The 26,020-nt window shown below is 69.6% G+C and carries 30 protein-coding genes; 13 read left to right on the forward strand and 17 right to left on the reverse strand.

Going from position 1 to position 26,020, the window contains the following annotated elements; translation table 11 throughout:
• The first annotated feature begins 134 nt into the window (after positions 1–134).
• Genes ACFVRO_RS14515 through ACFVRO_RS14525 form a run of 3 tightly spaced genes read left to right on the forward strand, consistent with a single transcriptional unit; the run spans position 135 to position 1,152 of the window.
• A complete protein-coding gene (locus tag ACFVRO_RS14515; RefSeq protein WP_045259005.1) occupies positions 135–359 on the forward strand; it encodes a DUF3107 domain-containing protein in 225 nt (74 codons plus the stop codon).
• A gap of 6 nt (positions 360–365) precedes the next feature.
• The gene (locus tag ACFVRO_RS14520) at positions 366–653 is read left to right on the forward strand and encodes a hypothetical protein (protein ID WP_105672517.1); all 288 of its coding nucleotides are present in this window, start codon (positions 366–368) and stop codon (positions 651–653) included.
• A gap of 4 nt (positions 654–657) precedes the next feature.
• Positions 658–1,152 carry a hypothetical protein gene (locus tag ACFVRO_RS14525; RefSeq protein ID WP_386953493.1) on the forward strand — a complete coding sequence of 165 codons (495 nt, stop codon included), beginning with the start codon at positions 658–660 and terminating at the stop codon, positions 1,150–1,152.
• A 19-nt stretch (positions 1,153–1,171) separates the two neighbouring features.
• Here the strand turns inward: ACFVRO_RS14525 and ACFVRO_RS14530 are convergent, their stop codons facing one another.
• Positions 1,172–1,888: a ferritin-like fold-containing protein gene (locus tag ACFVRO_RS14530; RefSeq protein ID WP_386953496.1), complete on the reverse strand. Its 717-nt coding sequence runs from the start codon at positions 1,886–1,888 to the stop codon at positions 1,172–1,174.
• 191 nt (positions 1,889–2,079) lie between these two features.
• Here ACFVRO_RS14530 and ACFVRO_RS14535 point away from each other — a divergent pair, with 191 nt between their 5' ends.
• Positions 2,080–3,597: a DEAD/DEAH box helicase gene (locus ACFVRO_RS14535; protein ID WP_341939730.1), complete on the forward strand. Its 1,518-nt coding sequence runs from the start codon at positions 2,080–2,082 to the stop codon at positions 3,595–3,597.
• On the opposite strand, the gene ACFVRO_RS14540 is transcribed toward ACFVRO_RS14535, so the two are convergent.
• Together ACFVRO_RS14540 and ACFVRO_RS14545 are read right to left on the reverse strand one after the other, a co-directional pair.
• A complete protein-coding gene (locus ACFVRO_RS14540; RefSeq protein ID WP_386953498.1) occupies positions 3,507–4,502 on the reverse strand; it encodes a DUF817 domain-containing protein in 996 nt (331 codons plus the stop codon). The two genes, ACFVRO_RS14535 and ACFVRO_RS14540, sit on opposite strands and share 91 nt — an antisense overlap.
• Positions 4,503–4,565: 63 nt before the next feature.
• Positions 4,566–5,429, reverse strand: a complete 864-nt coding sequence (locus ACFVRO_RS14545; RefSeq protein WP_386953500.1) for a PHP domain-containing protein — start codon at positions 5,427–5,429, stop codon at positions 4,566–4,568.
• Positions 5,430–5,511: 82 nt separating this feature from the next.
• Between ACFVRO_RS14545 and ACFVRO_RS14550 the strand changes: the two genes are divergently transcribed.
• Together ACFVRO_RS14550 and ACFVRO_RS14555 are read left to right on the forward strand one after the other, a co-directional pair.
• Complete coding sequence (locus tag ACFVRO_RS14550; RefSeq protein ID WP_386953503.1) at positions 5,512–6,534, forward strand: endonuclease/exonuclease/phosphatase family protein; 1,023 nt, start codon at positions 5,512–5,514, stop codon at positions 6,532–6,534.
• A 122-nt stretch (positions 6,535–6,656) separates the two neighbouring features.
• Complete coding sequence (locus ACFVRO_RS14555) at positions 6,657–8,078, forward strand: aminopeptidase P family protein (protein WP_386953505.1); 1,422 nt, start codon at positions 6,657–6,659, stop codon at positions 8,076–8,078.
• Between the two features lie 178 nt (positions 8,079–8,256).
• Here ACFVRO_RS14555 and ACFVRO_RS14560 read toward each other — a convergent pair whose 3' ends face one another.
• The 4 genes from ACFVRO_RS14560 to ACFVRO_RS14575 form a co-directional block, all read right to left on the reverse strand.
• Positions 8,257–8,649, reverse strand: a complete 393-nt coding sequence (locus tag ACFVRO_RS14560; protein ID WP_105672621.1) for a VOC family protein — start codon at positions 8,647–8,649, stop codon at positions 8,257–8,259.
• A gap of 220 nt (positions 8,650–8,869) precedes the next feature.
• Positions 8,870–10,054, reverse strand: coding sequence for a MalY/PatB family protein (locus tag ACFVRO_RS14565; protein WP_386953508.1), 1,185 nt, complete (start codon positions 10,052–10,054; stop codon positions 8,870–8,872).
• Positions 10,055–10,068: 14 nt separating this feature from the next.
• On the reverse strand, positions 10,069–10,722 hold the full coding sequence (locus ACFVRO_RS14570; RefSeq protein WP_386953511.1) for an alpha/beta family hydrolase: 654 nt from the start codon (positions 10,720–10,722) through the stop codon (positions 10,069–10,071).
• A 10-nt stretch (positions 10,723–10,732) separates the two neighbouring features.
• Positions 10,733–11,482, reverse strand: coding sequence for a general stress protein (locus tag ACFVRO_RS14575; protein WP_386953513.1), 750 nt, complete (start codon positions 11,480–11,482; stop codon positions 10,733–10,735).
• 87 nt (positions 11,483–11,569) lie between these two features.
• Between ACFVRO_RS14575 and ACFVRO_RS14580 the strand changes: the two genes are divergently transcribed.
• From ACFVRO_RS14580 to ACFVRO_RS14595, 4 genes are read left to right on the forward strand one after another with little or no spacing between them, the layout of a single operon-like run.
• A complete protein-coding gene (locus ACFVRO_RS14580; protein WP_386953516.1) occupies positions 11,570–12,832 on the forward strand; it encodes a magnesium transporter MgtE N-terminal domain-containing protein in 1,263 nt (420 codons plus the stop codon).
• A complete protein-coding gene (locus tag ACFVRO_RS14585; protein ID WP_386953519.1) occupies positions 12,832–13,335 on the forward strand; it encodes a DUF1003 domain-containing protein in 504 nt (167 codons plus the stop codon). Before ACFVRO_RS14580 ends, ACFVRO_RS14585 begins: the two co-directional genes overlap by 1 nt.
• On the forward strand, positions 13,332–14,450 hold the full coding sequence (locus ACFVRO_RS14590) for an Mrp/NBP35 family ATP-binding protein (protein ID WP_386953521.1): 1,119 nt from the start codon (positions 13,332–13,334) through the stop codon (positions 14,448–14,450). The genes ACFVRO_RS14585 and ACFVRO_RS14590 overlap by 4 nt, the downstream gene beginning before the upstream one ends.
• A 3-nt stretch (positions 14,451–14,453) precedes the next feature.
• The gene (locus tag ACFVRO_RS14595; protein ID WP_386953524.1) at positions 14,454–14,936 is read left to right on the forward strand and encodes a YcxB family protein; all 483 of its coding nucleotides are present in this window, start codon (positions 14,454–14,456) and stop codon (positions 14,934–14,936) included.
• Position 14,937: 1 nt separating this feature from the next.
• Here ACFVRO_RS14595 and ACFVRO_RS14600 read toward each other — a convergent pair whose 3' ends face one another.
• Positions 14,938–15,540 carry a hypothetical protein gene (locus tag ACFVRO_RS14600; protein ID WP_386953525.1) on the reverse strand — a complete coding sequence of 201 codons (603 nt, stop codon included), beginning with the start codon at positions 15,538–15,540 and terminating at the stop codon, positions 14,938–14,940.
• Positions 15,537–15,920 (reverse strand): twin-arginine translocase TatA/TatE family subunit, encoded by a 384-nt coding sequence (locus tag ACFVRO_RS14605; RefSeq protein WP_386953527.1) that lies wholly within the window; start codon positions 15,918–15,920, stop codon positions 15,537–15,539. The genes ACFVRO_RS14600 and ACFVRO_RS14605 overlap by 4 nt, the downstream gene beginning before the upstream one ends.
• Before the next feature lie 90 nt (positions 15,921–16,010).
• Between ACFVRO_RS14605 and ACFVRO_RS14610 the strand changes: the two genes are divergently transcribed.
• Positions 16,011–16,646 carry an O-methyltransferase gene (locus ACFVRO_RS14610; RefSeq protein WP_386953530.1) on the forward strand — a complete coding sequence of 212 codons (636 nt, stop codon included), beginning with the start codon at positions 16,011–16,013 and terminating at the stop codon, positions 16,644–16,646.
• Between the two features lie 180 nt (positions 16,647–16,826).
• Here the strand turns inward: ACFVRO_RS14610 and ACFVRO_RS14615 are convergent, their stop codons facing one another.
• From ACFVRO_RS14615 to dapE, 3 genes are all read right to left on the reverse strand, one after another.
• Positions 16,827–17,000 carry a DUF3117 domain-containing protein gene (locus tag ACFVRO_RS14615; protein ID WP_067122349.1) on the reverse strand — a complete coding sequence of 58 codons (174 nt, stop codon included), beginning with the start codon at positions 16,998–17,000 and terminating at the stop codon, positions 16,827–16,829.
• 94 nt (positions 17,001–17,094) lie between these two features.
• On the reverse strand, positions 17,095–18,312 hold the full coding sequence (locus tag ACFVRO_RS14620) for a hypothetical protein (RefSeq protein ID WP_386953532.1): 1,218 nt from the start codon (positions 18,310–18,312) through the stop codon (positions 17,095–17,097).
• Positions 18,294–19,367: a succinyl-diaminopimelate desuccinylase gene (dapE, locus tag ACFVRO_RS14625; protein ID WP_386953535.1), complete on the reverse strand. Its 1,074-nt coding sequence runs from the start codon at positions 19,365–19,367 to the stop codon at positions 18,294–18,296. Before dapE ends, ACFVRO_RS14620 begins: the two co-directional genes overlap by 19 nt.
• Positions 19,368–19,455: 88 nt before the next feature.
• Between dapE and dapD the strand changes: the two genes are divergently transcribed.
• Both dapD and ACFVRO_RS14635 read left to right on the forward strand, forming a co-directional pair.
• The gene (gene dapD / locus ACFVRO_RS14630; RefSeq protein WP_105672533.1) at positions 19,456–20,409 is read left to right on the forward strand and encodes a 2,3,4,5-tetrahydropyridine-2,6-dicarboxylate N-succinyltransferase; all 954 of its coding nucleotides are present in this window, start codon (positions 19,456–19,458) and stop codon (positions 20,407–20,409) included.
• Positions 20,410–20,692: 283 nt separating this feature from the next.
• A complete protein-coding gene (locus ACFVRO_RS14635; protein WP_386953537.1) occupies positions 20,693–22,084 on the forward strand; it encodes a DEAD/DEAH box helicase in 1,392 nt (463 codons plus the stop codon).
• 131 nt (positions 22,085–22,215) lie between these two features.
• Here ACFVRO_RS14635 and ACFVRO_RS14640 read toward each other — a convergent pair whose 3' ends face one another.
• The 5 genes from ACFVRO_RS14640 to ACFVRO_RS14660 all read right to left on the reverse strand — a co-directional run bounded on the left by ACFVRO_RS14640 (position 22,216) and on the right by ACFVRO_RS14660 (position 26,000).
• Positions 22,216–22,686, reverse strand: coding sequence for an SRPBCC family protein (locus tag ACFVRO_RS14640; RefSeq protein WP_386953540.1), 471 nt, complete (start codon positions 22,684–22,686; stop codon positions 22,216–22,218).
• Between the two features lie 13 nt (positions 22,687–22,699).
• Entirely contained in the window at positions 22,700–23,995 is a 1,296-nt protein-coding gene (locus tag ACFVRO_RS14645) for a citrate synthase (protein ID WP_105672536.1), read from the reverse strand.
• A 154-nt stretch (positions 23,996–24,149) separates the two neighbouring features.
• Entirely contained in the window at positions 24,150–25,262 is a 1,113-nt protein-coding gene (dapC, locus tag ACFVRO_RS14650) for a succinyldiaminopimelate transaminase (protein WP_386953542.1), read from the reverse strand.
• 3 nt (positions 25,263–25,265) lie between these two features.
• On the reverse strand, positions 25,266–25,586 hold the full coding sequence (gene fdxA, locus ACFVRO_RS14655; RefSeq protein WP_091231642.1) for a ferredoxin: 321 nt from the start codon (positions 25,584–25,586) through the stop codon (positions 25,266–25,268).
• A 9-nt stretch (positions 25,587–25,595) separates the two neighbouring features.
• Positions 25,596–26,000: a histidinol dehydrogenase gene (locus tag ACFVRO_RS14660; protein ID WP_223586732.1), complete on the reverse strand. Its 405-nt coding sequence runs from the start codon at positions 25,998–26,000 to the stop codon at positions 25,596–25,598.
• Positions 26,001–26,020 lie beyond the last annotated feature (20 nt).

Raw genomic sequence — 26,020 nt, forward strand, 5'->3', positions numbered from 1 at the left:
CCGGACATCGGCCCTCTCGCCCGCGGTGGCGCCCGCGTGCGCTCACGGCGAAACCGGCGGCGCCCGCCGATCCCCGCGACCGCCGCCGGGGTAGAGTTGGGCACAGTCAGCAGCATCAACCACAGGGAGCACGCGTGGAAATCCGCATCGGCATCGTCAACACCGGCCGCGAACTGAACTTCGAGACCTCCGCCAGCGCCGACGAGGTGCGTGCCAAGGTCACCGCAGCCCTCGAGCAGAGCTCCACGCACCTCGACTTCGCAGACGTGAAGGGCAACTCCTACCTCGTCCCGACCGCGAACCTCGCCTACATCGAGCTGGGCACCGAAGAGTCGCGCCGCGTCGGCTTCGTCGCCTGACCCGCGATGTACATCCTCCTCGCACTCATCGGCGCGTGCGTGCTCGGCATCGCCGCGCACTACCTGATCGGCGGACGTGAGCTGCGCGGCGTCGCCGTCACCCCGGCGATCGCGACCGCAGTCGCCGCTCTGGTCTACACGGGTCTGCAGTGGGCCGGTGTCGGCGAAGGCAGCATCTGGCTGTGGCTGGCGAGCGTTCTCGGCTCCGCGGTGATCGCCGCCCTCGCGACGATCGTTCTCGTCCGCGTCCGCACCGGTCGGGACGCCGAGGCCAGGGCCGCGCTCGGCATCTGAACCGGTGGACAGACGCCGGACCCTCTTCCGGATCCGCCTCTGCATCGTCGTGATGATGCTGGGGCTGATCATCAGCGGCGTCACGGCGTTCCCGCTGCGCGAGGAGCTCGGACTCGCGTCGGGCATACTGCGCGACTCCCCCGTCGCCGCATGGTTCCCCGACGCCGTCGCCTGGGTCGAGCGGGTGTCGCAGGCGCTCGTCGACGTCGGCGACCGCTATCCGTTCATGTCGTACGGCACCGATTGGCTGGCGTTCGCGCACTTCGTCATCGCGGTCGTCTTCATCGGCCCGCTGATCGACCCCGTGCGCAACGTCTGGGTCATCCAGTTCGGCGTGATCGCCTGCGCCGGCATCATCCCGCTCGCGCTCATCGCCGGCGGGATCCGGGGCATCCCGCTCGGCTGGCAGCTCATCGACATGTCGTTCGGGGTGATCGGGGTGATCCCGATGGTCATCGCCTGGCGGCTCACCCGTCGGCTGGAGCGCGCCACGGGGTGACGGCACGACGACGACGTCGTCAGGACGCGAGGCCCATCGCGTCCATCCTGCGGGCGTGCGCGCCCATGAGCTCCGTGTAGACGGGCTCGATCCTCTCGTCGTCTGCGGCGGCGAGCCTCTCGGGGCGCAGCGCCGAGCGGCAGACCAGGATCGTGTCCCCGACGAGTCGTCTGGCCCACATCGACAGCAGCGAACGCCACTCCTCGTCGCTCTCGATCGTCTCCTGGATGATCGCGACGATCTCGTGGCGCGCGTCGTCCTCGCTGAGGATCGTCCGCACCTTCTCGCCGATGTCTCCGTAGCTCGACGCCAGCGCGAGGTAGAAGTCGTCCAGCATGCCCGCGGTGATGTAGACGGCCAGCATGGTCTCGCGAGGACGGGCGCCGATCGTCTTGCGACGGAACGCGTCGAGGTTCTCGCGGAACGGGAGCATGAGCTGCGTGGGATCCTCGCCGCGTTCGAAGATGAGGTCCACGATCGCCCGATGCTTCGTGAGGGTCGCCCCCGCGGCGCGGGACAGCGACTCCTTCTCGGAGAGCTCGGGGGTGGCGCGGATCAGACGGGTGAGCGTCTCGAAGTAGCCGAGCTGCAGGTAGGCCGCCTGCCCGAGGAAGCGATTCAATTCGGGGGCGAGCTCGGCGAAGTCGACGCGCGTCGCACCGCCCTGATCGCCCCTGCTGCGCAGCGCGAGGGTGCGACGAGGAGCCCTGCTCCGATTCCAGAACCAATTGACCACGGATGCTCCCCAACCGATCGACTACGGGATCACACTACTCGGGGAGAAGCCATCCCGAGGGTCGGAGCACGCCTCGGGTAGGCTGGTCCCGTCCCCGCCGTCGGAGCGGGGCCCCGCGCCTGTGGCACAAGAGACGGCGTGGATCCGTGACGAGGCGACTCTCCATGTCGCCGGACAGGCATCTGAACACAGTGACAACTTTCTCTGATCTAGGAATCGATCAGGACATCGTCGACGCACTCGCCGCAAAGGGCATCGTCGACGCGTTCCCCATCCAGGAGCAGACCATTCCGCTCGGCCTCCCCGGCCAGGACATCATCGGACAGGCGAAGACCGGAACGGGCAAGACCTTCGGCTTCGGCATCCCCGTCGTCCAGCGACTCGGCCAGAACCCCGAGCACGGCGTCAAGGCGCTCATCGTGGTGCCCACCCGCGAGCTCGCGGTGCAGGTGTACGAGGACATCGATCTGCTCACCAGCAACCGCTCGACCAGCGTCGTGGCCATCTACGGCGGCAAGGCCTACGAGGGTCAGATCGACCAGCTCAAGGCCGGCGCGCAGATCGTGGTCGGCACCCCCGGTCGACTCATCGACCTCGCGGGCCAGCGCCTCCTCGACCTGTCGAACGCGACCGAGGTCGTGCTCGACGAGGCCGACAAGATGCTCGACCTCGGCTTCCTCGCCGACATCGAGAAGATCTTCCAGAAGGTCCCGGCGGTGCGGCACACGCAGCTGTTCTCGGCGACCATGCCCGGGCCGATCGTCGCTCTCGCGCGCCGGTTCATGAACAACCCGATCCACATCCGCGCCACCGATCCCGACGAGGGCCTCACCCAGGCCAACATCAAGCACCTCGTCTACCGCGCGCACTCGCTCGACAAGGACGAGGTCATCGCCCGCATCCTCCAGGCCGAGGGCCGCGGCAAGACCGTGATCTTCACCCGCACCAAGCGTGCGGCGCAGCGTCTGGTCGACGAGCTGGGCGACCGCGGCTTCAACGTCGGCGGCGTGCACGGCGACATGGGTCAGGATCAGCGCGAGCGCTCGATGGCGGCGTTCAAGGCCGGGAAGAAGGACGTGCTCGTCGCGACCGACGTCGCCGCCCGTGGCATCGACGTCGACGACGTGACCCACGTCATCAACCACACGATCCCCGATGAGGACAAGACGTACCTGCACCGCGCCGGTCGTACCGGTCGCGCGGGCAAGACCGGTATCGCGGTCACCTTCGTCGACTGGGAGGACCTGCACAAGTGGGCCCTCATCAACCGGGCGCTCGAGTTCGGTCAGCCGGAACCCGTCGAGACGTACTCGTCGAGCCCGCACCTCTACAGCGACCTCGACATCCCCGCCGGCACCAAGGGCCGCCTGGTGACGGCCCCCAAGGCCGAGAAGCCGGCACGGGCTCCGCGCCCCGAGCGCGCAGCGGATGCCGCGGCCGAGGGCACCGACGAAGGAGGCACCCGCCGCCGCCGTCGTCGCCGCGGCGGTTCCGCGGCCGTCGGGTCGACCTTCGCCGAGGGCGCGACGGAGTCGTCGTCATCCGCGTCCGACTCCGGTCAGGCCGCCGATCGCGGCGCCGAGGGCGCCGGAACTCACGACGGCGCAGGCAAGGAGCATCACGACGGCAAGCCGGCACCCGCTCGTCGCCGCCGTCGCCGCCGCGGTGGTTCCGGTGGAACCGGAGCAGCGCCGGTCACCGGCGCCTGAACGATCTCAGAAGGGGCGGATGCTGCGGCATCCGCCCCTTCGTCGTTCTCCACAGGCCCCGCCGGCGGCGCAGGGGGATACACCCAGGTGACCATCACCACCGAGATGATCATCAGCAGGAACCATGAGCTGAGCTTGCTCAACGACACCGGTTGCCAGGACTCGACCTGATCGGGATAGGCCCAGGCGCCTGCCCAGGTGCCGATGTTCTCCGCGATGTAGATGAAGGCGGAGACGCCCGCGAACACGGCGATCAGGGGAAGTCGCAGTGTGCGACGCCACACGCGCGCATGCATGATCGTCGGCGACCAGAGCAGCACGATGCACACGACGAGCACCCAGCGCAGATCCCAGAACCAGTGGTGGGTGAAGAAGTTCGCGTAGATCGCGACGGCGAGGACCGTCGTCAGCCAGCGGCGGGGGTAACGCGTGAATCCCAGATCGAACAGGCGGTGCACTCTCACCATGTACGACCCCACCGCCGCGTACATGAAGCCGCTGAAGAGGGGAACGCCGCCGATGCGAAGAATCCCGTCCGCGGCATACGCCCATGACCCGACGTCCGTCTTGAAGAGCTCCATCGCGGTGCCGGTCAGGTGGAACAGCACGATCACCCAGAGCTCGCGGCCCGTTTCGAGACGGAACGCGAGCATGGCGATCTGGATCGCCACCGCGGTGAGGGTCAGCGCGTCGTTCCTGGCGAGCGCCGCGTCATCCGGGTACCAGAGCCGTGCGGCGACGATCGCCAGCAGGAGCGCCGCCCCGAAGACGCATGCCCACGCCTGCTTGAGCACGAACACCGAGAACTCGACGACCCCCGCACGGAAGCCGTCGATCGGGGCGCCCTGGAGGATGCGGTGAGCGACCGCGTCGATGCGCTGCTCGAGTGATGTCGCCCGTTGCATGTGTCGAACAGTAGGGGCCGTGCTCGACAAGCGGCCGGGAGAATCCCGACAGGACGCCCAGATTCACGGGTAGCGCGGTGTGGTACCCGTTGCGCGGGCGATGAGCCGCGCCACCATCTCGTCGGAGGTGGTGTTCTCCCCCGGCCGGTTCGGCTTGCCGGTGCCGTGGTAGTCGCTCGACCCGGTCACGATGAGGTCATGAGCTGCGGCGATCTCGTGCAGCATCCTTTTGCCTGCGGCCGTGTTCTCCCGATGATCGATCTCGAAGCCGCCGAGCCCCGCGCCGATCAGACGCTCGATGTAGGGAACGGGCATCATCCGATCTCGTCCGGACGTCACGGGATGCGCGATGATCGCGACCCCTCCCGCCTCCGTGATGAGCCGCACGGCGGTGAGCGGGTCCGGCGCGTAGTGCGGCTCGTAATAGCCCTCCCGCGGGTGCAGGATGCCGTCGAACGCCTCCGTGCGGTCCCGCACGATGCCGCGGGCGACCAGGGCGTCGGCGATGTGCGGCCGCCCCACCGTCGCGTCCGCCGTGGTCTGCGCGAGCACGTCGTCCCAGTGCAGGTCGTAGTCGCGGCCGATGCTGCGGACGATCCTCTCCGCACGGCCGATCCGGTCGTCGCGGATGCGATCGGTCTCGGCGCGGAGGGCCGGATCCGCCGGGTCGAACAGGTAGCCGAGGACATGCACGCTGCGCCACTCGTGCTTGGCCGACAGCTCCATCCCCGGGATGAAGGTCATTCCCAGCGCGACGGCGGCGTCGCCGGCCTCCTGCCACCCGGTCGTGCGGTCGTGATCGGTGAGGGCCGCGGTCCGGACGCCATGGGCGTGGGCCTGTCGCATGACCTCCGCTGGCGCCTCCGTGCCGTCCGACTGATTCGAGTGGAGGTGCAGGTCGGCGGGACCGGCGAACGATGAGGCCATCCTCCGAGCGTACCGAGCCGCGACGGCCCGAGGCTCGCGCCGCGGCAGGGACTTCCCAGACACGGCTCATAGGCTGGGAGGGATGCTTCGACTACTGGGGATCCTGTTCACCGTGCTGCTCGCGATCGCGACGGCGATCGCCGTGTGGCCGCAGTTCTTCCGTCTCGAGCAGACCTTCCCGTTCGCGCAGATCGTCGCCGCTCGCGGCGTCGTGCTCGGGGCGCTGCTGCTCATCGCCGTGCTCTCGCTGCTGCTCCTGTTCGCGCGGCCGCTGCGGGGATTCGCGGCGTCCGTCCTCATCGTCGCGCTGCTGGGCGCCGGCGCGACCGGAGCGATCGGCATGAGCCGGGGCTTCGGCGGCGACACCCTCCCCGCCGCGACGGAGTCGAGCGTGCGGGTCCTGAGCTGGAACACCGCGGGCGAGGTCGTCCCGGCGGAGACGATCGCACGGCAGATCCTCGACAGCGGGGCCGACGTCGTCGCCCTCCCCGAGACCACGGAGGCCGTCGGAGAGCAGATCGCGATCATGCTGCGCGCGCAGGGGCATCCGATGTGGGTGCACAACGTGCAGTACAAGCCCGACGTCGTCGACGGCCCGAAGTCGTGGCAGACGACGGTCCTGGTCTCCCCCGACATGGGCGAGTACTCGGTGATCGAGTCGTCGACAGACGGCACCAGCAACACGGCACAGGTGCCGAGCGTCGTCCTCATGCCCATCGACGGCACAGGGCCGACCATCGTCGCCGTGCATGCGGTCGCTCCGCGCAGGGAGGAGATGGGCCAGTGGCGCAGCGATCTGCAGTGGATCGCCGATCAGTGCCCGCAGGGCGACGTCATCCTCGCCGGCGACTTCAACGCCACGATCGACCACATGGCATCCCTCGGCGCAGGCGGAGGAGACCTGGGCTACTGCCGGGACGCCGCGTCGCGCACCGGCAACGGCTTCAGCGGCACCTGGCCCAGCTCGCTCCCCGAACTGCTGAGCGCGCCCATCGACCACGTCATGGCGTCGCAGAACTGGACGCCCACCGGATCGTCGATCATCGGCGACGCCGCAGGGAGCGATCATCGCGGTCTCGTCGTGCAGCTCGAGCCCGCCGGCTGAGCCGAGACGAATCGCCGCTCTGCACAGCCGAGCGCCCTCGGCCACGAGACGAATCGTCTGCGCCTCCTTCCGGTGACCCGTGCGGCGCGACGAAACAGCCCGCGCAGTGACAGACTTGAGGGATGAACACCGGAGAACGCGACACGATCGCCGAGACCAGCGCCGAGACCGTCGTCGAGAACAGCACCACGAACCGCAAGCAGCCGTTCCCGCAGGGCTTCCTCGACACTATCTCCACCGGATGGGCCGAGCGCCCCGAATCGTTGCCGACCGCGCGGGCGCAAGCTCCGTACGCGGCCGCTCGCCGTGCGGCCGTGTCCGCGGCGTTCCCCGGGAAGCGCCTCGTGATCCCCGCAGGATCCCTCAAGCAGCGCAGCAACGACACGGACTACGTGTTCCGCGCGCACTCCGCGTTCGCGCACCTCACCGGGTGGGCGTCCGACTCCGAGCCCGACTCGGTGCTCGTCTTCGAGCCGACGGATGCCGGCCACGACATCACCCTGTACTTCCGTGAGCGCGCCGACCGCACGACGACGGAGTTCTACGCCGACGCCACGATCGGCGAGTTCTGGATCGGCCCCCGACCGGCCCTCGCCGGTGTCGCCGCCGATCTCGGCATCGCGACCGATCACCTGGACGCGTTCGCCGCCGGAGCGGACGACCTCACGCTCGGCGATTCCGACGAGCTCGACCGCTTCGTCTCCGAGCTCCGCCTCATCAAGGACGAGTTCGAGATCGCCGAGATGCGCCGAGCGGTCGAGATCACGGCGAACGGCTTCGACGACATCATCCGTGCACTCCCCCAGGCCACCGCTCACGCCCGCGGCGAGCGCGTCGTGGAGGGCGTCTTCCACCGCCGTGCGCGCGAGGACGGCAATGGCGAGGGCTACGACACGATCGCCGCATCCGGACCCCACGCCTGCTACCTGCACTGGACCCGCAACGACGGAGCCGTCGTGCCGGGAGACCTGATCCTCGTCGACGCCGGAGTCGAAGCCGACAGCCTCTACACGGCGGACATCACCCGCACGCTGCCCGTCTCCGGAACCTTCAGCGAGGTGCAGCGCCGCGTGTATGAGACGGTGCGCGAGGCGGCCGACGCCGCCTTCGCCGCCGCGCAGATCGGCGTGCCGTTCCGCGAGGTGCACGGCGCGGCCATGAAGGTCATCGCCGCCCGCACCGCCGAGTGGGGCCTGCTCCCCGTGACCGCCGAAGAGGCGCTGGACGCGGATGCCGGTGGCCAGCACCGCCGCTACATGGTCCACGGCACCTCGCACCACCTCGGCATCGACGTGCACGACTGCGCCCAGGCCCGCCGCGAGATGTACTACGACGGCATCCTGGCGCCGGGCATGGTCTTCACGATCGAGCCCGGCCTGTACTTCCAGATCGACGATCTCACGGTGCCCGCCGAGTACCGCGGCATCGGCGCGCGCATCGAGGACGACATCCTCATGACGGAGGACGGACCCGTCAACCTCTCCGCCGACATCCCCCGCACCGCCGACGAGATCGAGGCATGGATCGCGCGCGTCCAGGCCTGAGCACCTGCACCGCACGCGGAAGACCGCCCGGGTTCCGGATGATTCGCGAGAATCTGTCCGGAACCCGGGCGGTCTTCCGCATATCGGAATGGGGTCGGCGACCGGATGCCGTGCGCACAGGACCCTCGAGCGCAGAGGTGGTGGGACTGGTCATTCGGACGGTAGGATGCCCGGATGCTCAGGGCGCCTCGGCGACGATCTCGACCTTGAACCCCGCGGCGTTCTCGATCCATCCGGCGTAGTGGTCGGGACCGCCCGCGTGCGGGTAGCGGTCGGAGTAGAGCGGGGTCCAGCCGCGCCCAGGGGCCTCTCGCATGACGGCATCCACCTCCGCTCTCGTCCCGCCGAGGAAGGCGAGGTGGTTCACTCCCGAGCGGCGCCGGTCGTGCGCGGCATCCGCAAGGTTCGGTGAGGTCGTCAGGGTGATGTAGGCGCCGCCGTCTCCCCAGCTGGCTCCCCCCGGCCACTGCGCCGTCACGGCATAGCCGAGCCGTTCGAGCAGCCACCCCCACGAGGAGATCGCTCCGTCGAGGTCGTCGACCCAGACTTCGATGTGATGCAGTCCGCTCATCGCCGCCTCCTGATCATCGGTGCTCCGCCCCTCAGGCATGCTAGCTCCCCGCGAAGCCCCTCCGAGATCCGGAAGACACCCCGAGATCCGGAGAGATCGGCACGGATCTGCCGGAACCGGGGCGAAGCGCCGCAGTTCAGCCGGGAATCGGACGTCCCGACCCGCGCCAGCACCCCACCCCAGGCCCCGGTCACCAGGCCCCGGAGATCCCTGACCTCCGTCAGACGCTGACCGGCGCCCCGCGTCGGGCGAGCGCCGCGGCCATCTGCTCCACGGCCTGCACGATGATCGGGCGCGGCGTGGCCAGGATGAATCGTAGGAATCCGTCACCCGGCGCCCCGCACGCGATGCCGTCGGTGAGCGCGACCCCCGCGTGCTCGCGGAAGAAGTCGGCGGGCGACCCGTCGATGCCGAGACCGCGCGCATCCAGCCAGGCGATGTAGCTCCCCTCCGCAAGGGTGTAGCCGATCTCGGGGATCTGTGCGGCGAGCAGCTCGCCCAGCAGTCGACGGTTCCCGTCGAGGTAGGCGTGCGTGTCGGCGAGCCACTCCCGCCCGTCGTCGTAGGCCGCGGTGTTCGCGATGATCCCGGGGTTGCTCGCGAGCAGTTCGTTGCGCGTCACGACGGGTGTGGCCCAGACGGCGGCATCCGCGTCGTTGCTGAGGACCACCTGCGCGGCTTTCAGACCGGGCAGGTTCCACGCCTTCGACGCGCTCGTCGACGTGATGGTGTGGTTCGCGGCGGCCTCGCTGATGCTCGCGTACGGGATGTGCACGTGCGGCGCGAACACCAGCGGGGCATGGATCTCGTCGGAGAACACGCGTCCGCCGTGCCGCTCCACGATCTCCGAGATCGCCAGCAGCTCCTCACGCGTGAACACGCGCCCCACGGGGTTGTACGGGTTGCACAGGATGAGCATCCCGCCGCCGTCGGCGAAGGCCCTGTCCAGTCCGTCGAGGTCGAACACGTACCTGCCATCCTGAACCAGCAGCGGGACCTCGATGATCTCGCGGTCGTGCATCGGCGGGATCTTCAGGAACGGCATGTACGCCGGGGTCGGCAGGATGATCTTCGACCCGGGCGCGGTGAAGTGATCGATCGTGGCGCGCATCGCGATGAGCACGTCGCCGACCGGGCGGATGCGCTCTGCGGGGACCTTCCAGCCGTAGGAATCGTCGAGGAAGCGCGCGCACGCGCCCGCCATCGCGTCGACGAGGGCGGGAGTGGGATACCCGACGAGGGCCCCGACCGACCCGGTCAGCGCGTCGCTGATCGCGGGCGCGACACCGAAGTCCATCTCGGCGATGAACGCGCCGATGGCGTCAGGATAGGTCGACCACTTGAAGCTGCCGGTCTGCCGGAGCTGGTCGATGCCGATCGCGTCGTAAGCGTGTGAGGTGCCCATACGCCTCCATGCTCTCAGCGCCCCGCGAACTCCGATACGAATGTGACCAATGATGACCCGATATCGGATGCCTCGCGCCGGTGACCCTTGATCTCGAAGGTGTGCCCGCCGCCCTCGATCCAGACGACGCGCGCGTCCTGACAGGTCGCGACCACCTCGTCGAACTGCGACACCGGCTGGATGAAGGGATCGTTCGTCCCCTCGATGAACAGCTGGGGAACCGCGATAGCCGGCAGATGCTCCGCGCGCGGCTTCTCCGGCTTGCCCGGCGCGTGCAGCGGGTACCCGAGGTAGACGAGACCGTCCACCGTCATCCCTTCCGCGACCGCCATCGACGCCATCCGTCCGCCGTAGGACTTGCCCGCAGCCCAGATCGCCGCCTCGGGGTCCGCCGATCGCGCGAAGGCGACCACCGCGTTCCAGGTCGCGATCGCATGAGCGGCAGGACCGGGCATCCGCCGCCCCTGCTCGACGTAGGGGAAGTTGAAGCGCAGCGTGGAGAATCCCCGCTCGTGCATCCCGGAGGCGAAACCGGTCAGGAACGGATGGTCCTTGCCCGTGCCTGCACCGTGCGCGATGACGACCGTCGCCCCGTTCGTGCCCTGATCCCAGTCGGCCGTCACGGTCGTGGCCCCGGTCGGCAGCTCGACCTCGATCGCGACCGTCACGAGGCCGCGCTCACTGCTTCGGCTCGGCCTGCTCGCCGTCCTGCTGCACGGGAGCCTCGGACGCATCACCCTCGCTCTGCGGCGCCGCGACGGACTCATCCGCGGGTGCGGCCGCTGCCGACTCCGCGGCGGGTGCGGCATCGGCGGGGGCCGCGTCCTGCGGCACCGGGTCGGCGGGCCGCGGCGGGATCACCGGCGCGGCGGACGCCGCGGGGGCCGCACCGGCGACCGGGATCCGCTCGCCGTACCTGGGCGGCTCGTCGAGGTTCACCGGGGGTCGAGCGACGGTCGTCTGACGCACGGCGCCGAGGACCTTGCGCGCCTTGGCGACGGATGCCGGCAGCACGGTGACCTCGTAGTGGTCGGCCGCGAACTGGGTGACGCTCGCGAAGTCGCGCCGGCGGCGGACGATCGCATAGGTCACCAGACTGAGCAGCATCCCGAGTGCGACGCCGATGAAGACGAAGCCGACGAAGAGCTGGATCGGCACGTCGGGGTTGCCGAGCACGAGGATCGCGGAGAGGAAGAGTCCGATGAGCACGCCGTTGATCGCCCCCGAGCGTGCGGCTGCGGCGTAGCCGAGGCGGCCGGTGATGCGCTCGACGGTGCGGACGCTCTGGCCGATGATGGCGATGTCGCGCGCCGGCACCTCCTCGGCGATGAGTTTCGACACCGTCTTCTGCGCGCTCTCGTAGTCGCGCACCGAGGCGACGACCTCGCCGGTGTCGTTGCTGCCTGCCGGACGGTTCAACATGCTCATCCGGCCATTGTTCCATGCCCCTCTGGGCGCTGGCTCTGCGCGGCGAACCGGGGCCGCTCACACGGAGGCGCGCACTACGCTGGACGGGTGAGCACACAACGGGTATTCGCCGCGCGCCTGGCAGGCTGCGCCGTCTTCGACCCCGTGGGCGACCGGCTCGGCAAAGTCCGTGACGTCGTCATCGTGTACCGAAGTACCGCCGCCCCGCGCGTGATCGGTCTCGTGGTGGAGATCCCCGGCCGCAGGCAGGTGTTCCTCTCGATCGGACGCGTCACCTCGATCCGCGCCGGCCAGGTCATCAGCACCGGCCTCATCAACGTGCGCCGGTTCTCCCCGCGCGCCGGCGAGGTGCGCGTGCTCGCCGAGCTGCTGGGCAGACGCGTCAGCCTCGTCGACGGCAGCGGCACCGCCGTGATCGAGGACGTCGCGATCGAACCGAACCGCCTCGGCGAGTGGGCCATCAGCCAGCTGTTCCTCCGCAGGCCGAAGACCAGCGCCTCGCCCTTCGCGAAGGGGCCGACCACGTTCGCCGCCTGGAGCGAGGTGTCGGAGGAACGCGCACCCGGCGAGTCCCAGTCGGCGGAGCAGCTGGTCGCCTCGTACTCCGAGCTGCACGCGGCCGACCTCGCCTCGACGCTGCTCGACCTGCCTCAGCAGCGTCTGATCGAGGTGGCGGAGGAGCTCTCCGACGACCGCCTCGCCGACGCCCTCGAGGAGATGCCCGAAGACGATCAGGTCGACATCCTCGATCGTCTGGGCGACGAGCGCGCCGCCGACGTCCTCGACGAGATGGAGCCCGACGACGCGGCCGACCTCCTCGCTCAGCTCCCGCCCGAGCGTCTGGAGCACCTGCTGGCCCTGATGGAGCCGGAGGAGGCCGAGGACGTCAGGATGCTGCTGCGCTACGGCCCCGACACGGCGGGCGGTCTGATGACCCCCGAGCCGATCATCCTCTCGGCCGACGCGACGGTCGCCGAAGCGCTCGCGCTGATCCGACGTCACGAGCTGCACCCCGCCCTCGCCGCCGCGGTGTTCGTGACCCTCCCGCCGTTCGAGACGCCCACCGGGCGCCTGCTCGGCGTCGTGCACTTCCAGCGCATGCTGCGCTATCCCCCGCACGAGCGCCTCGGCGCGATCGTCGACGACAGCCTCGAACCCGTCCCCGTCACGGCGTCCGCCGCCGAGGTGGCCAGGATGCTCGCCAGCTACGACCTCGTGTCGCTTCCGGTCATCGACGCCGCCCACCGCCTCGTCGGAGCGATCAGCGTCGACGACGTGCTCGACTACCTGCTGCCCGACGACTGGCGCACGCACGACGACGACGAGCAGCCCGCGAAGGAGGTGCGCTGATGGCGAAGAACAACGCCAGGCTCGACGCCCCGCTCGGCCGCGGCGCGGTTCGCCAGAAGCCCGTCTCGCGCGACCGCTTCGGCCGCTTCACCGAATGGATCGCGCGGGCGATGGGCACACCCGCGTTCCTGCTGCTCCTGAGCCTGTTCTGCGTGCTCTGGATCGGCTGGAACACTCTGATGCCCGACAGTGTCCGCTTCGACGACGCCGCACTCGGGTTCACCGCGCTGACCCTGATGCTGTCTCTGCAGGCCTCCTACGCGGCTCCGCTCATCCTGCTCGCGCAGAACCGACAGGACGACCGGGACCGCGTGCAGATCGAGCAGGACCGGCAGCGCGCCGAGCGCAACCTCGCCGACACCGAGTACCTCGCCCGCGAGATCGTCGCGCTGCGCATGTCGCTCGAGGAGCGCAACGCGCAGGCCGTCACGCGCGACGTGCTCCGTCAGGAGCTGAAGGCGCTGCTCGCCGAGCTCGAAGACGCCCCAGACAAGAAGTCATGACCTCCGCCGACGCGATCCGCTCGGCGGTCTCGGCGGTCACCGACCCCGAGCTCCGCCGCCCGATCGGCGACCTCGACATGGTGCGCGACATCTCGCTCGACGGCAGGAGGGCGCACGTCGCCATCGTGCTCACGATCGTGGGCTGCCCCGCCGCAGCGCGGATCGAGTCGGACGTGCGGGCGGCCGCGGCATCCGTCCCCGGCGTCGACGAGGTCGACGTCGAGGTGGGCGTCATGACACCGGCGGAGCGCAAGGCCCTCACCGAGAAGCTCCGCGACGGCAGGCCCGCGAGGCAGATGCCGTTCGGCCCCGACTCCCTGACCAGGGTCATCCTCGTCTCCAGCGGCAAGGGCGGGGTGGGAAAGTCCACCATGACCGCGAACCTCGCCGTGGCCCTCGCCGAGCAGGGGCTCGCCGTCGGACTGGTCGACGCCGATGTGCACGGCTTCTCGATCCCCGGGCTGCTCGGCATCCCCGCCGGCACGCAGCCGACCCGCATCGACGACCTCATGCTCCCCCCTGTGGCGCACGGGGTGAAGACGATCTCGATCGGCATGTTCCTCCGCGACGGAGAGGCCGTGGTCGCCTGGCGCGGACCGATGCTGCACCGCACGGTGCAGCAGTTCCTCACCGACGTCTTCTTCGGCGATCTCGACATCCTGCTGATCGACATGCCCCCCGGTACGGGCGACATCGCGATCTCGATCGGGCAGATCCTGCCCCACGCCGAGGTCCTCGTGGTCACCACACCGCAGGCGGCGGCATCCGACGTCGCCATCCGCAGCGGCCTCGTCGCACGCCAGACCGGACAGCGCGTGATCGGCGTCGTCGAGAACATGGCGGCGTTCACGCTGCCGGACGGCTCCGTGATCGACCTGTTCGGCTCCGGAGGAGGCGCTGCGGTCGCCGATGCCCTCTCGACCGACGGCCAGGTCCCGCTGCTCGCCAGCATCCCGCTCAGCCCTGCGCTGAGGGTCGGCGGCGACGAGGGCGTCCCCGTCGTGATCGGCGATCCGGCGGACGCCGCGGCCATCGCCATCCGCGACCTCGCCCGCTCGCTCACGGAGCAGGGACGCGGACTCGCCGGGCGCTCGCTGCCGATGCGGGTGAGCTGACGAATGAACGGATCCCTCACGGTCGACGAGAGCCTGCTGCGCCGCATGGCACGCGACGCGTCCATCTACTCGCTCACCCGTCCCTGGGCGCTCGTGATGTGGGCGGCCCTCGTCGCGGCCCTGATCACCAGCATCCTGAACCTCGACGCCGCAGGAAGCGGCGCAGGGGCGCTCACCGCCTGGATGCCGGTCGCCGTGACCCTGCTCGGCCTCTACGCCGTCTGGCTGACCGTGGCGTCCGCACGCCGGGCCGTGCGCGCGGCGATGGCCCCGGGGACGGACGTATGGGTGTCCGTCGGCGACGATGCGCTGAGGATCGGCGCCGCCACCCGCACCTCGACGGTGCCGTATGCCGAGTTCCAGAGCGTCCGCGCCGGACGGGACGCCGTGCTGCTGAAGCTGCGCAAGGCGTCAGTGGTCACCGCCGTGCCCCGCGCGCTCCTCACCGACGAGGACATCGCGACCCTCCGCGCGAAGATCGGCTGAGTCAGCGGCGCGCCCTGCGTCGGTCGCGCAGCCGCCGCAGCGGGATGACGATGACGACCAGCACCGCGAAGAGCGGGCAGACGACGGCGCCGAACGCGAGCAGCGTGCCGACCGCGAAGTCGTTCGAACCGGTGCGGCCGAGCCCGATGCTCCCCGAGCCGAACGTGTCTCCCGCGACGAGGTACTCGCCCCCGTAGGTGTCGAGGGAGTCGACGCAGCTCACCCTGTGCGTACCGGCATCCGCGGCGGTGAACTGCGCGAACTGCTCGAAACCCGGCCGCGGATTCATCCACCACACCGTGTCGTCCCAGGTGAGCGCTGGGGGGCCGTGCTGCGTCACGGGGTCTCCATCCGGAGACACGACGGAGCAGTCCACGGTGCCGAACACGACGGACTGCCCGCTCCCCCAGAGGCCTGCGGATTCGCCGGCGGCGAGTTCCACCGTCATGCTGTCGCCCACCGGAGTCGGAACAGCCTCGCCGACGGACCGGGCGATGGGCAGAACCCAGAGCATCCAGATCAGCACACCCGTGATCGCGCACAGCGCCGCCGCGGCGAACGCGACCTGATCCCTGTGCCTCTGCTGCGTCGACCCGTCGCTCACGTGGCTTCGACGTCGAACGGCGGAAGGCTCGTGCGCGAGAACTCCGGCCTCTCGATCGGCGAACGCGGTGCGGCGGGGGTCGGCTCCGCGAGCGCCGCGGATGCCGCAGCCGCCGGGGCGGGACCGTCGTCGAACAGCGCGTCGCGGATGATGCGGCGCGGGTCGTACTGGCGCGGGTCGAGCTTGCGCCAGTCGACGTCGTCGATCTCCGGACCCATCTCCTCGCGCACCCGCGACTTGGTGTCGCGCAGCATCTCGCCGCCGCGACGGACCAGTTTCGCGAACGCCTCGGCGTAGCGGGGCAGGCGGTCAGGACCCACGATGAGAACCGCGATCAGCCCGATCAGCAGAATCTTCTCGAACGAGATCCCGAGTTGCATCTGTCCAGGCTACCGCCGCGCCTGCCTCTTCGATGCACGCCGACCGCATACCCTGGGAGAAGTCACACCTCAGGCGGGAGAACCAGGGCTATGAGCGAGCACGACGCGAACGCGCGTTTCCTCCGCGAATCCATCGTGGAGCCGACATCCATCGCCCGCGCCCGCGCACACGCGGTCGAGCTCGGCGCCGCGCCCATCAGCGCAGCGGTCGGCTCGCAGATCGCCGTGCTCGCCGCGGCCACCGGCGCCCGGTCGATCGTCGAGATCGGGACGGGAGCGGGAGTCTCCGGGCTCTGGCTGCTGCGCGGAGCCCCTCAGGCGGTGCTCACGTCGATCGACAACGAGCCGGAGCACCTCGCCGCGGCGCGTCAGGCGTTCGCCGACGCGCGCATCCCTGCGACCAAGGCGCGATTCATCACCGGACGCGCGGCGGACGTGCTCCCCCGCATGAACGAGGCCTCCTACGACATCGTCCTCGTCGATGCCGACGCGGAGAACGTCATCGACTACGTCGAGCACGGCCTGCGCCTGGTCAGGACGGGCGGCATGGTGCTCGTCCCGCGGATCCTCGCCGGAGGTCGCGTCGCCGACCCCGTGCAGCGCGACGAGGTCACCTCGGCGTACCGCTCGCTCGTCCAGGAGACCCAGGAATCCTCTGCGGTGCTGGCGACGGTCTCTCCCGCGGGCGAGGGTCTGCTGCAGCTCATCAGCATCGAAGCCGACTGAGGCACTCCCGCCGCGCGAGCCTCTTTCCTGCGCGAGACGTCGCCCATCGCGGGTCGCAATGCGCTGAACCCGCCGTTTCCAACGGTTCGACGCGCCGCGCCGCACTCGCGCTGCCCCGAGACGAGGAAGAGGGCGACGGATCCGAAGATCCGTCGCCCTCTTCTCAGAGTTCGAAGTGTGTCAGGCCGGCGTCACGACTGCGGCGAGCACGTCGTGAAGCTCCTTCGCCTCAGCATCGTTCACGGAGACGACAAGGCGTCCGCCTCCCTCGAGCGGGACACGCACGATGATGAGTCGTCCTTCTTTCACGGCCTCCATAGGTCCGTCTCCGGTCCTTGGCTTCATCGCTGCCATCGTGGCTCCTTTTCCTCGGTGGTATGCAATCAGTTTATCGGGTGTCACCGAGCTCGGGATGTCGCCTGTGAAGAAATGCATCAATCATTTACATTCACGGCACCTGCCAGAAGGTGTTCCCGAGCGCGTAGACGTAGTGGATCCAGGCCCATTGACCGGCGAGACAGGCGAGGAGAACCGCCAGACGCCACAGCCGGGATCGCGGTACCGCCACCGCTCCCCACAGCGGGCTCAGCGGGAGAAGCAGCCGGAACGTGCTCGACTGCGGGAAGAAGACCGCGAGGAGATACAGCAGGTAGCTGGCGCTCCAGAGCCTCAGATCGGCGCCCAGCACGCGCACACTGCGCGAGTAGAGGAGCACGATGCCGGCCGCCACCACGAGAAGCGCCAGAGCGATCGGACCCCAGGACTGCGGCATCCCCCACTGCCCGAACCAGAACTGGGATGCCTGAACCCACCCCTCGAAGGGGATGAAGCCCTCGACGCCGCCGATGATCCAGTTCGCGCGCCAGGCGAGTTCGGTCGCGAGATAGGCTCCGGGATCTCCCGTGGCGATGCCCGCGATCACCTGCCAGGCGAAGCCGCATGCCGTCGCGAGGGCGCCCGCCGCGACGATGTGAAGGATCTCCCTGCTCGGCAGCGGGTCGCTCCGGCGATGGATCCACCGCAGGATGCCGTGCAGGCCGAGGTAGAGCGCGAAGGCGAGCACCCCGGGTCGGGTGAAGGCCATCAGCGGGATCAGCAGATACAGCTGCGCATATCGTCGGCGGGCGACAGCGTCGAGCGACAGGAACAGAAGCAGGAGGAACAGCGTCTCGGCGTATCCCACCTGGAACATCGCGGCGATCGGTCCCGCCGCGAAGAAGATCACAGCCCAGGTCGCGGCCGAACGACCGATCCTGTCGCGCAGCAGACGGTGCAGCACGAGGCACGCGAAGTACCCGGCCACCAGCGAGATCAGGAAGGCCCCTGCTCCCCAGGACCCGAACGGAAGGCCCACGATCTTCGCCGCATATGCGTACAGGGGCATGAACGCCCAGGTGTTCTCCGCGACACCGCCGGAATCGGTGAGCGGCAGCGTCGTCGGGTATCCGAAGTCGGCGACCGACCAGTACCACTGCGCATCCCAGCCGAGCACGAAGGTCCCGAGTCCCGGCTGTGCCCCGAAGCGCGACAGAGACGTGGACTGGGTCGCGGCGATGATCAGGAAGGCGGTCGTGACCAGGCGCGCGACCACATAGATCACGGCGATGCGCGCCGCATGCGGGACGTGCGCCCAGCGGCGCGCCGCGATCAGTGCGAGGTGAGCCATGCGCGCAGTCCGCGCTCGACGGCGTCGATCTGGGCGAGCGGCACCCGCTCCTCGTCGTGGTGGGCGAGGTGCGGATCCCCCGGTCCGTAGTTCACGGCAGGGATGCCGAGAGCCGAGAACCGGGCGACGTCGGTCCAGCCGTACTTCGGCTGCGGCACCGCGCCGACCGCCTCGACGAACTGCTTCGCGATCGGTGCGTCCAGACCGGGACGCGCACCTTCGGCGGCATCCGTGATCTCGACGTCGAACCCGGCGAGCACGCTGCGGATGTGCTCCTCGGCCTCAGCGGCCGATGCGCTCGGCGCGAACCGGTAGTTGACCTCGACCTCGCACGCGTCGGGGATGACGTTGCCGGCGACGCCCCCGGCGATGCGCACCGCGCTGAGGCTCTCCCGGTACAGCAGCCCCTCGACCTCGACCTCCCGTGCCCGGTACTCGGCGAGACGGGAGAGGATCGGCGCGGCCTTGTGGATCGCGTTCTCGCCGATCCACGCTCTCGCCGCGTGGGCGCGGACGCCGTGGGTGCGCACGACGGCGCGCAGCGTGCCGTTGCATCCGCCCTCGACCTCGCCGTTCGACGGCTCACCCAGGATCGCGAAGTCGGCGGCGAAGAGCTCGGGGCGATCGGCGGCGAGCAGCGCCAAGCCGTTCTTCGACGCCTCGACCTCCTCGTTGTCGTACCACATCCACGTGATGTCGACGACGGGATCGGACAGCTCGGCGGCGAGCTTCAACTGCACGGCCGTGCCCGCCTTCATGTCGACGGTGCCCCTGCCCCACAGGTAGGGCTGCCCGTCGATCTCGATGTCCTTCGTCGGAACGTTCCCGTTGATCGGCACGGTGTCGATGTGGCCGGCGATCGCCACGCGCTGCGCGCGACCGAGATCGGTGCGGGCGACGATCGTGTTGCCGTGGCGGATCACCTCGAGGTGTCCGTACGCGGAGATCGCCGCCTCGATCTCATCGGCGAGGGTCTTCTCATCGCCCGAGACGCTGGGGATGTCGCAGATCGCGCGAGTGAGTTCGACGGAGGACGCGGTCAGATCGAGCACCATGTCACCAGCCTACTCAGCGCGGCATCTGCGAGAACTCCGAGCGACACATGCGAGAACCGCTCGGCCGATGGACGCTACCGTTGAAGGCATGACTGACGCGCGCACGGTATGGGGTACTGGTCTCACGACGATCGCCGGAGACGGCACCGTTCTGGACGCCTGGTTCCCCGAGGTCGGCACGGGGACGCCGGATGCCGGCGACACCGCGGCCGGACTGATCACTTTCGAGGCGCTGGCGGGTCCGGACGAGCGTCGCAACGTGACCGTCGAGACCGTTCACCTCGTGATCGACCTCGATGCGGCGCCGACCTCGACGGCCGATGCCTACCTGCGCCTGCATGCCCTCTCGCACCTCGTGGTGCGCCCGAACGAGCTCAACCTCGACGGCATCTTCGCCCATCTCCCGAACGTCGCTTGGACCAACGCCGGTCCCGTGCACCCCGACGACGCCAACCGGCTGCGTCCGCTGCTGCAGCGCGCGGGCATCCAGGTCGCCGGGCTCGACAAGTTCCCGCGTCTGACCGACTACGTGCAGCCCGCAGGCGTCCGCATCGCAGATGCCTCCCGCGTGCGCCTCGGCGCGCACCTCTCCCCCGGCACCACCGTGATGCACGAGGGCTTCGTGAACTTCAACGCGGGCACTCTCGGCGCATCGATGGTCGAGGGACGCATCTCGCAGGGCGTCGTCGTCGGCGACGGCAGCGACATCGGCGGAGGCGCGTCGATCATGGGCACGCTCTCCGGCGGCGGCGCGCACCGCGTCTCGATCGGTGCGCGCACCCTGCTCGGTGCGAACGCCGGCATCGGAATCTCCCTCGGCGACGACTGCGTGGTCGAGGCGGGTCTCTACGTCACCGCCGGCACGAAGATCGTCCTCGTCGACGGTCCCGTGACCGCCGACGGCACGAAGAAGACCGTCAAGGGCGCCGACCTCTCCGGTCAGGACGGCCTCCTCTTCCGGCGCAACTCGCTGAGCGGGGCGGTCGAGGCCGTACGCCGCACCGGCGTCGGCGTCACGCTCAACGAGGCCCTGCACGCCTGAAACTCGACGCCCGAGACGACGCGACGCGCTGATACGGCGCGCGCTCAGCTCACGCCGCCCGGTCACTGATAGACTGGGCGGCGTTGCTCGTACCGCCAGTCGAGCGACGTCGTCGTCGTAACGGGGTCTCCGAGGACCGAAGCGAGCAGAGATCTGCTCCCACAACCAGCAATCAGCCTGGCCTTTTCGAACGGCGAACCGATGCGCTGTCTGCGCCGTCGCCCACCTCATACCCACCTTTATCAGGCTCGCCGTCATACGTGCGCCCTACGGAGCTTTCTCTATGTCTTCTTTCCTTGATCTCGGCGTGCCCGCCGAGCTCGCCGCCGTTCTCGCCGCCTCCGGCAAGACCGAGGCGTTCGCCATTCAGCGCGACACCCTTCCCGACTCCCTCGCCGGACGCGACCTGCTCGGCCGCGGACGCACGGGCAGCGGCAAGACCATCGCCTTCGCCCTGCCCCTCGTCGCCCGCCTCGCCGCCTCCGGCGGCAAGCGCCGCTCCGGCCTCCCGCGCGGTCTGGTGCTCGCACCTACCCGCGAGCTCGCCACCCAGATCGCCGCGACCGTCGCCCCGCTCGCCGAGGCCGCCGGCCTCTCCGTCACGACCGTCTTCGGCGGCGTCAGCCAGCGTCCGCAGGAGCAGGCGCTGCGTGGCGGCGTCGACATCGTCGTGGCCTGCCCCGGCCGCCTCGAAGACCTCATGAAGCAGCAGGTCGTGCGCCTCAGCGCGATCGAGGTCACCGTGCTCGACGAGGCCGACCACATGGCCGACCTCGGCTTCCTGCCCGGTGTCACCCGCATCCTCCAGGCGACGCCCGCCGGTGGACAGCGCCTGCTGTTCAGCGCCACGCTGGACCGGGGCATCGACAGCCTCGCCCGCCGCTTCCTCTCGAACCCGGTCAGCCACGAGGTCGACGAGGAGAGCGTGCCGGTCGGCGAGATGACGCACCGCGTGCTCGTCGTCGACTCCACCGAGAACAAGACCACGCTCGTGCGCGACCTCGCGTCGGGCACCGGCCGTCGCATCCTCTTCACCCGCACCAAGCACCAGGCGAAGAAGCTCGCCAAGCAGCTCACCGCCGCGGGCATCCCCGCGGTCGATCTGCACGGAAACCTGTCGCAGAACGCGCGTGAGCGCAACCTGGGCGCGTTCTCCTCCGACCCGGATGACGGCGGCGTGCGCGTGCTCGTCGCGACCGATGTCGCCGCACGCGGCGTGCACGTCGACAACGTCGACCTGGTCGTCCACGTCGACCCGCCCATGGAGCACAAGGCGTACCTGCATCGCTCAGGCCGCACGGCTCGCGCCGGCGCCGCGGGCACCGTCGTGACGGTCGTGCTGCCCGAGCAGCGCCGTGACGTGAAGGACCTCCTGCGCAAGGCCGCGATCACGGCCCCGCTCGAGGAGCTCACGACGGCCGCCGTCACCGAGCTCGTCCCGGAGCGCGCGCCGCATGTGCGCCCCGCACCGGTGCAGCAGCAGCGCCAGGCGCCGAAGCAGCGCCCGGCCGGCGGTGAGAAGAGCGGGGCGGCGAACCCGCCCGCCCGTCGCCGTCGTCGCAGCTCAGGCAGCGGCGCGGGTGGCCAGGGCCAGCCCGCCGGCGCCCGCCAGGGCGGCCAGCGCCAGTCGCAGGGCGGCCAGCGCCGCGGCGGCGCGCCCCGTCAGGGTCGCTGACCCGCACCCTTCCGCATCGACGCCCCATCTGGCCGTCGACGCCCCGCCTGACAGACGTCAGCGCGATGGGGCGTCGATGCGCAGGTGGGGCGTCGGCGTCTGCCCGGGAAAGGGGCACGGGCAGGGCTGTGTCAGTGCTGTACGGCCGCGAGGACGGCCGGGTCCGAGCATCCGGTCACGAACCCGGCGAGCCTGCGCCTGATCTCGAAGCCGAGGACGCGGGCGCCGATCCACTCGGCCACGGGAGCCAGCCAGCGGGGCCGGCAGGAGAAGTTGTACTTCCAGACCGCGAGCGTCCCCTCCGGGACCTCGGTGAAGCGCCATCCGCCTCCGAGCTTCTCGAAGAACCACGGACCGCGCTCCATCACCATGCCGACGTTGGTCGGCGGAGCGTAGGAGACGTAGCGGCTCACCATGCCGAAGCCGAAGCGCTGGCGAGTGAAAGTCCGCACGCCCTTGGCTGCGGCATCCGCTCCGTCGAGGAGATGCTGCTCGCTGATGAAGCGATCCCAGCGTCGCCGGACGGATCCCGTCGTCTGCGACACCGCGAATGCCGTCGCAGGATCGACCGGAACGATCGCCTCCGCGCTGACGACAGGCATCGCGGCCGGAGCCTCAGCGGGTCTGGAACGTGCGCTCGGGAGACCCTGTGTAGAGCTGCTGCGGGCGACCGATCTTCGTCTGCGGGTCGAGCTGGAGCTCGCGCCACTGCGCGAGCCATCCGGGAAGGCGGCCGATCGCGAACAGCACGGTGAACATCCGCGTCGGGAAGCCCATCGCCTTGTAGATCACGCCCGTGTAGAAGTCGACGTTCGGGTAGAGACGCCGCTCCTTGAAGTAGTCGTCGGCGAGGGCGATCTCCTCGAGCTCCTGCGCCAGGTCGAGCAGCGGATCGGTCACGCCGAGCTCGGCGAGAACCTCGCCGGCGGCCTCCTTGACGAGCTTCGCGCGCGGGTCGTAGTTCTTGTAGACCCGGTGCCCGAAGCCCATCAGCTTCACGCCCTCTTCCTTGTTCTTCACCCGGTCGACGAAGCGCGACACGCTCTGGCCGGAGTCGCGGATCTGGCCGAGCATGGTGAGGACGGCCTCGTTCGCTCCGCCGTGCAGCGGGCCGGACAGGGCCTGGATGCCGGCGGAGATCGAGGCGAACTGGTTCGCTCCGGTCGATCCGACGAGGCGGACGGTCGAGGTCGATGCGTTCTGCTCGTGGTCCTCGTGGAGGATGAGCAGCAGCTCGAGGGCCTTCGACATGACCGGGTTGACCTGGTACTCCTCGGAGTGCACCCCGAAGTTGAGCTTGAGGAAGTTCTCGACGAAGCCGAGCGAGTTGTCGGGGTAGAGGAACGCCTGCCCGACGCTCTTCTTGTGCGCGTACGCCGCGATCACGGGCAGCTTGGCGAGCATGCGGACCATGTTCAGCTCGACGTGCTCGGGGTTGTGCGGATCGGTCTGACCTTCGTAGTAGGTCGAGAGGGCGGCCACCGCCGAGGACAGCACGGACATCGGGTGCGCGGTGTGCGGCAGCGCGGAGAAGAAGCGCTTGAGGTCCTCGTGCAGAAGGGTGTGGCGACGGATCTTCTCGTCGAACTCCGCGAGCTCGGATGCCGAGGGGAGCTCGCCGTAGATGAGCAGCCAGGCGACCTCGAGATAGCTGGTCTGCCCCGCGAGCTGCTCGATCGGGTAGCCGCGATAGCGCAGGATGCCCTTGTCGCCGTCGATGAAGGTGATGGCGGACTTCGTGGACGCGGTGTTGACGAATCCGTAGTCGAGTCCGGTGTAGCCCGTCTGGCGGGTCAGGGTCGAGAAATCGATGCTGTCGTGTCCTGCGGTGCCTCGCACCACGGGGAATTCTGCGGTGGTCTCACCGATCGTCAGCTTCGCCGTAGCCTGCTGCTCTGCCCCTGCGCTCACGCGGGCCTCCTCAAGGGTGTTGATCAAGCCGGAAGTGGCGATGTCACGGCGCACAGCGCCAGGTCGGGTCACGACCGAATCGCCTTTACAGCCTAGTAGCCGCCATGACCAACTGTGACATCCGCCAAAAGGACAGCGGACTTCGAGGGAGAACCTACAGATTCTCACCATTCAGGCGACGAGCGGCCTCCAGGATGCGATCCGTCGGAGCCGTCAGCGCCAGCCGGATGTGATCACCGGAGTGGGCGCCGTAGAACGGACCGGGGCCGGCGAGGATGCCGAGACCGGCCAGGCGGTCCATGCTCTCCCAGGCGTCACGCCCCTCGGTCGCCCAGAGGTACAGACCCGCCTCGGATCCGTCGACGCGGAAGCCTGCGGCCACCAGCGCCGGACGAAGCGCGTCACGACGGGTGCGGTACAGCTCCTTCTGCAAGCGGACGTGCTCCTCATCGCCCAGAGCCACGGCCATGGCGTGCTGCACCGGCGCCGGCGGCATGAGACCGAGATGCTTGCGGGCGGTGAGCAGCTCCCCCACGATGCGCGCGCATCCGGCAACGAAGGCCGCTCGGTACCCCGCGAGATTGGACTGCTTGCTCAGGGAGTAGACGCTGAGCAGATTCGCCCGGCTTCCCCCCGTCACACGAGGGTCGAGGATCGAGGGGATCGGCTCGCTCGCCCAGCGTCCGTCCCAGCCGAGCTCCGCGTAGCACTCGTCGCTGGCGAGAACGGCGCCCAGCTCGCGCGCGCGCTCGACGGCGACGCGCAGCTCCTCGACCGTCCAGGTGCGGCCGTCGGGGTTGCCCGGGGAGTTGATCCAGATGAGTTTCGCGCCCTCGGGCCATTCCGCGGGGTCGTCGAGGGCGACAGGGGTCGCTCCGGCCACCCGGGCGCCCACCTCATACGTCGGGTACGCGATGCGCGGATGCACGACGATGTCGCCGTCGCCGAGTCCGAGCAGCGTCGGCAGCAGAGCCACCAGCTCCTTGGAGCCGATCGTCGGGAGGACGTTCGCGACGGTCAGGTCGCTCACTCCGCGGCGTCGGGAGTACCAGTCGACGATCGCCTCGCGCAGCGCGGGGGTGCCGACGGTCTGCGGGTAGGCGTGCGCGTCCGTGGCCTCCGCCAACGCCCTGCGCACGATCTCGGGCGTCGGATCGACCGGGGATCCGATGGAGAGGTCGACGATGCCGCGCGGATGCTGCGCTGCCCTGTCGCGGTAAGGGACGACCGCATCCCAGGGGTAGTCAGCCAGGTCGCGGACGCTCACCGGCTACTCGCCCTGCGGCGGGAGCGCCGAGATGATGGGGTGATCGTGCGCGATGACGCCGACCTTGGCGGCGCCGCCGGGCGAGCCGATCTCGTCGAAGAACTCGACGTTGGCCTTGTAGTAGTCCTGCCACTCCTCGGGGAGGTCGTCCTCGTAGTAGATCGCCTCCACGGGGCACACCGGCTCGCAGGCGCCGCAGTCCACGCACTCGTCGGGGTGGATGTACAGCGAGCGTTCACCCTCGTAGATGCAGTCAACGGGGCACTCGTCGATGCAGGCACGATCCTTCACATCGACGCACGGAAGGGCGATCACATACGTCACGAGATCAGTCTACGCGCGCGCGTCCGCCTCAGGCGCCGGCGCGGCCGCCTCGGTGCGCACCGGGAGGCGCCGGAAAGAGGGCCACGCCACGGTGAGCAGCACCAGACCGGCGACGATGTAGATCCACACCTGTCCGGCGGGCGTGTTCTGGACGACCACGGATCCGCCGGGGCCGACGCCGGAGATCAGCATCAGCATCCCGACCATCCCGAGTCCGGCCGCGACCGTGGCCGCACGGTCATGCGTGAGGGCGCGGATGCCGATCAGGATCGATCCGCAGGCGATCGTGCCGATGATGATCCCGATCGGGACGGGACCCCACATCACGCTGTGGGCGATGGTCCCGGCGACGCCGAAGACACCGCCGACCATCGCCGCGGCGATCCACGACACGATCTTCGAGAGCCACTTCACCCCTCGATCCTACGCGCGCA

Source organism: Microbacterium sp. NPDC057944 (genome assembly GCF_042887445.1).
GTDB lineage: Bacteria > Actinomycetota > Actinomycetes > Actinomycetales > Microbacteriaceae > Microbacterium > Microbacterium natoriense.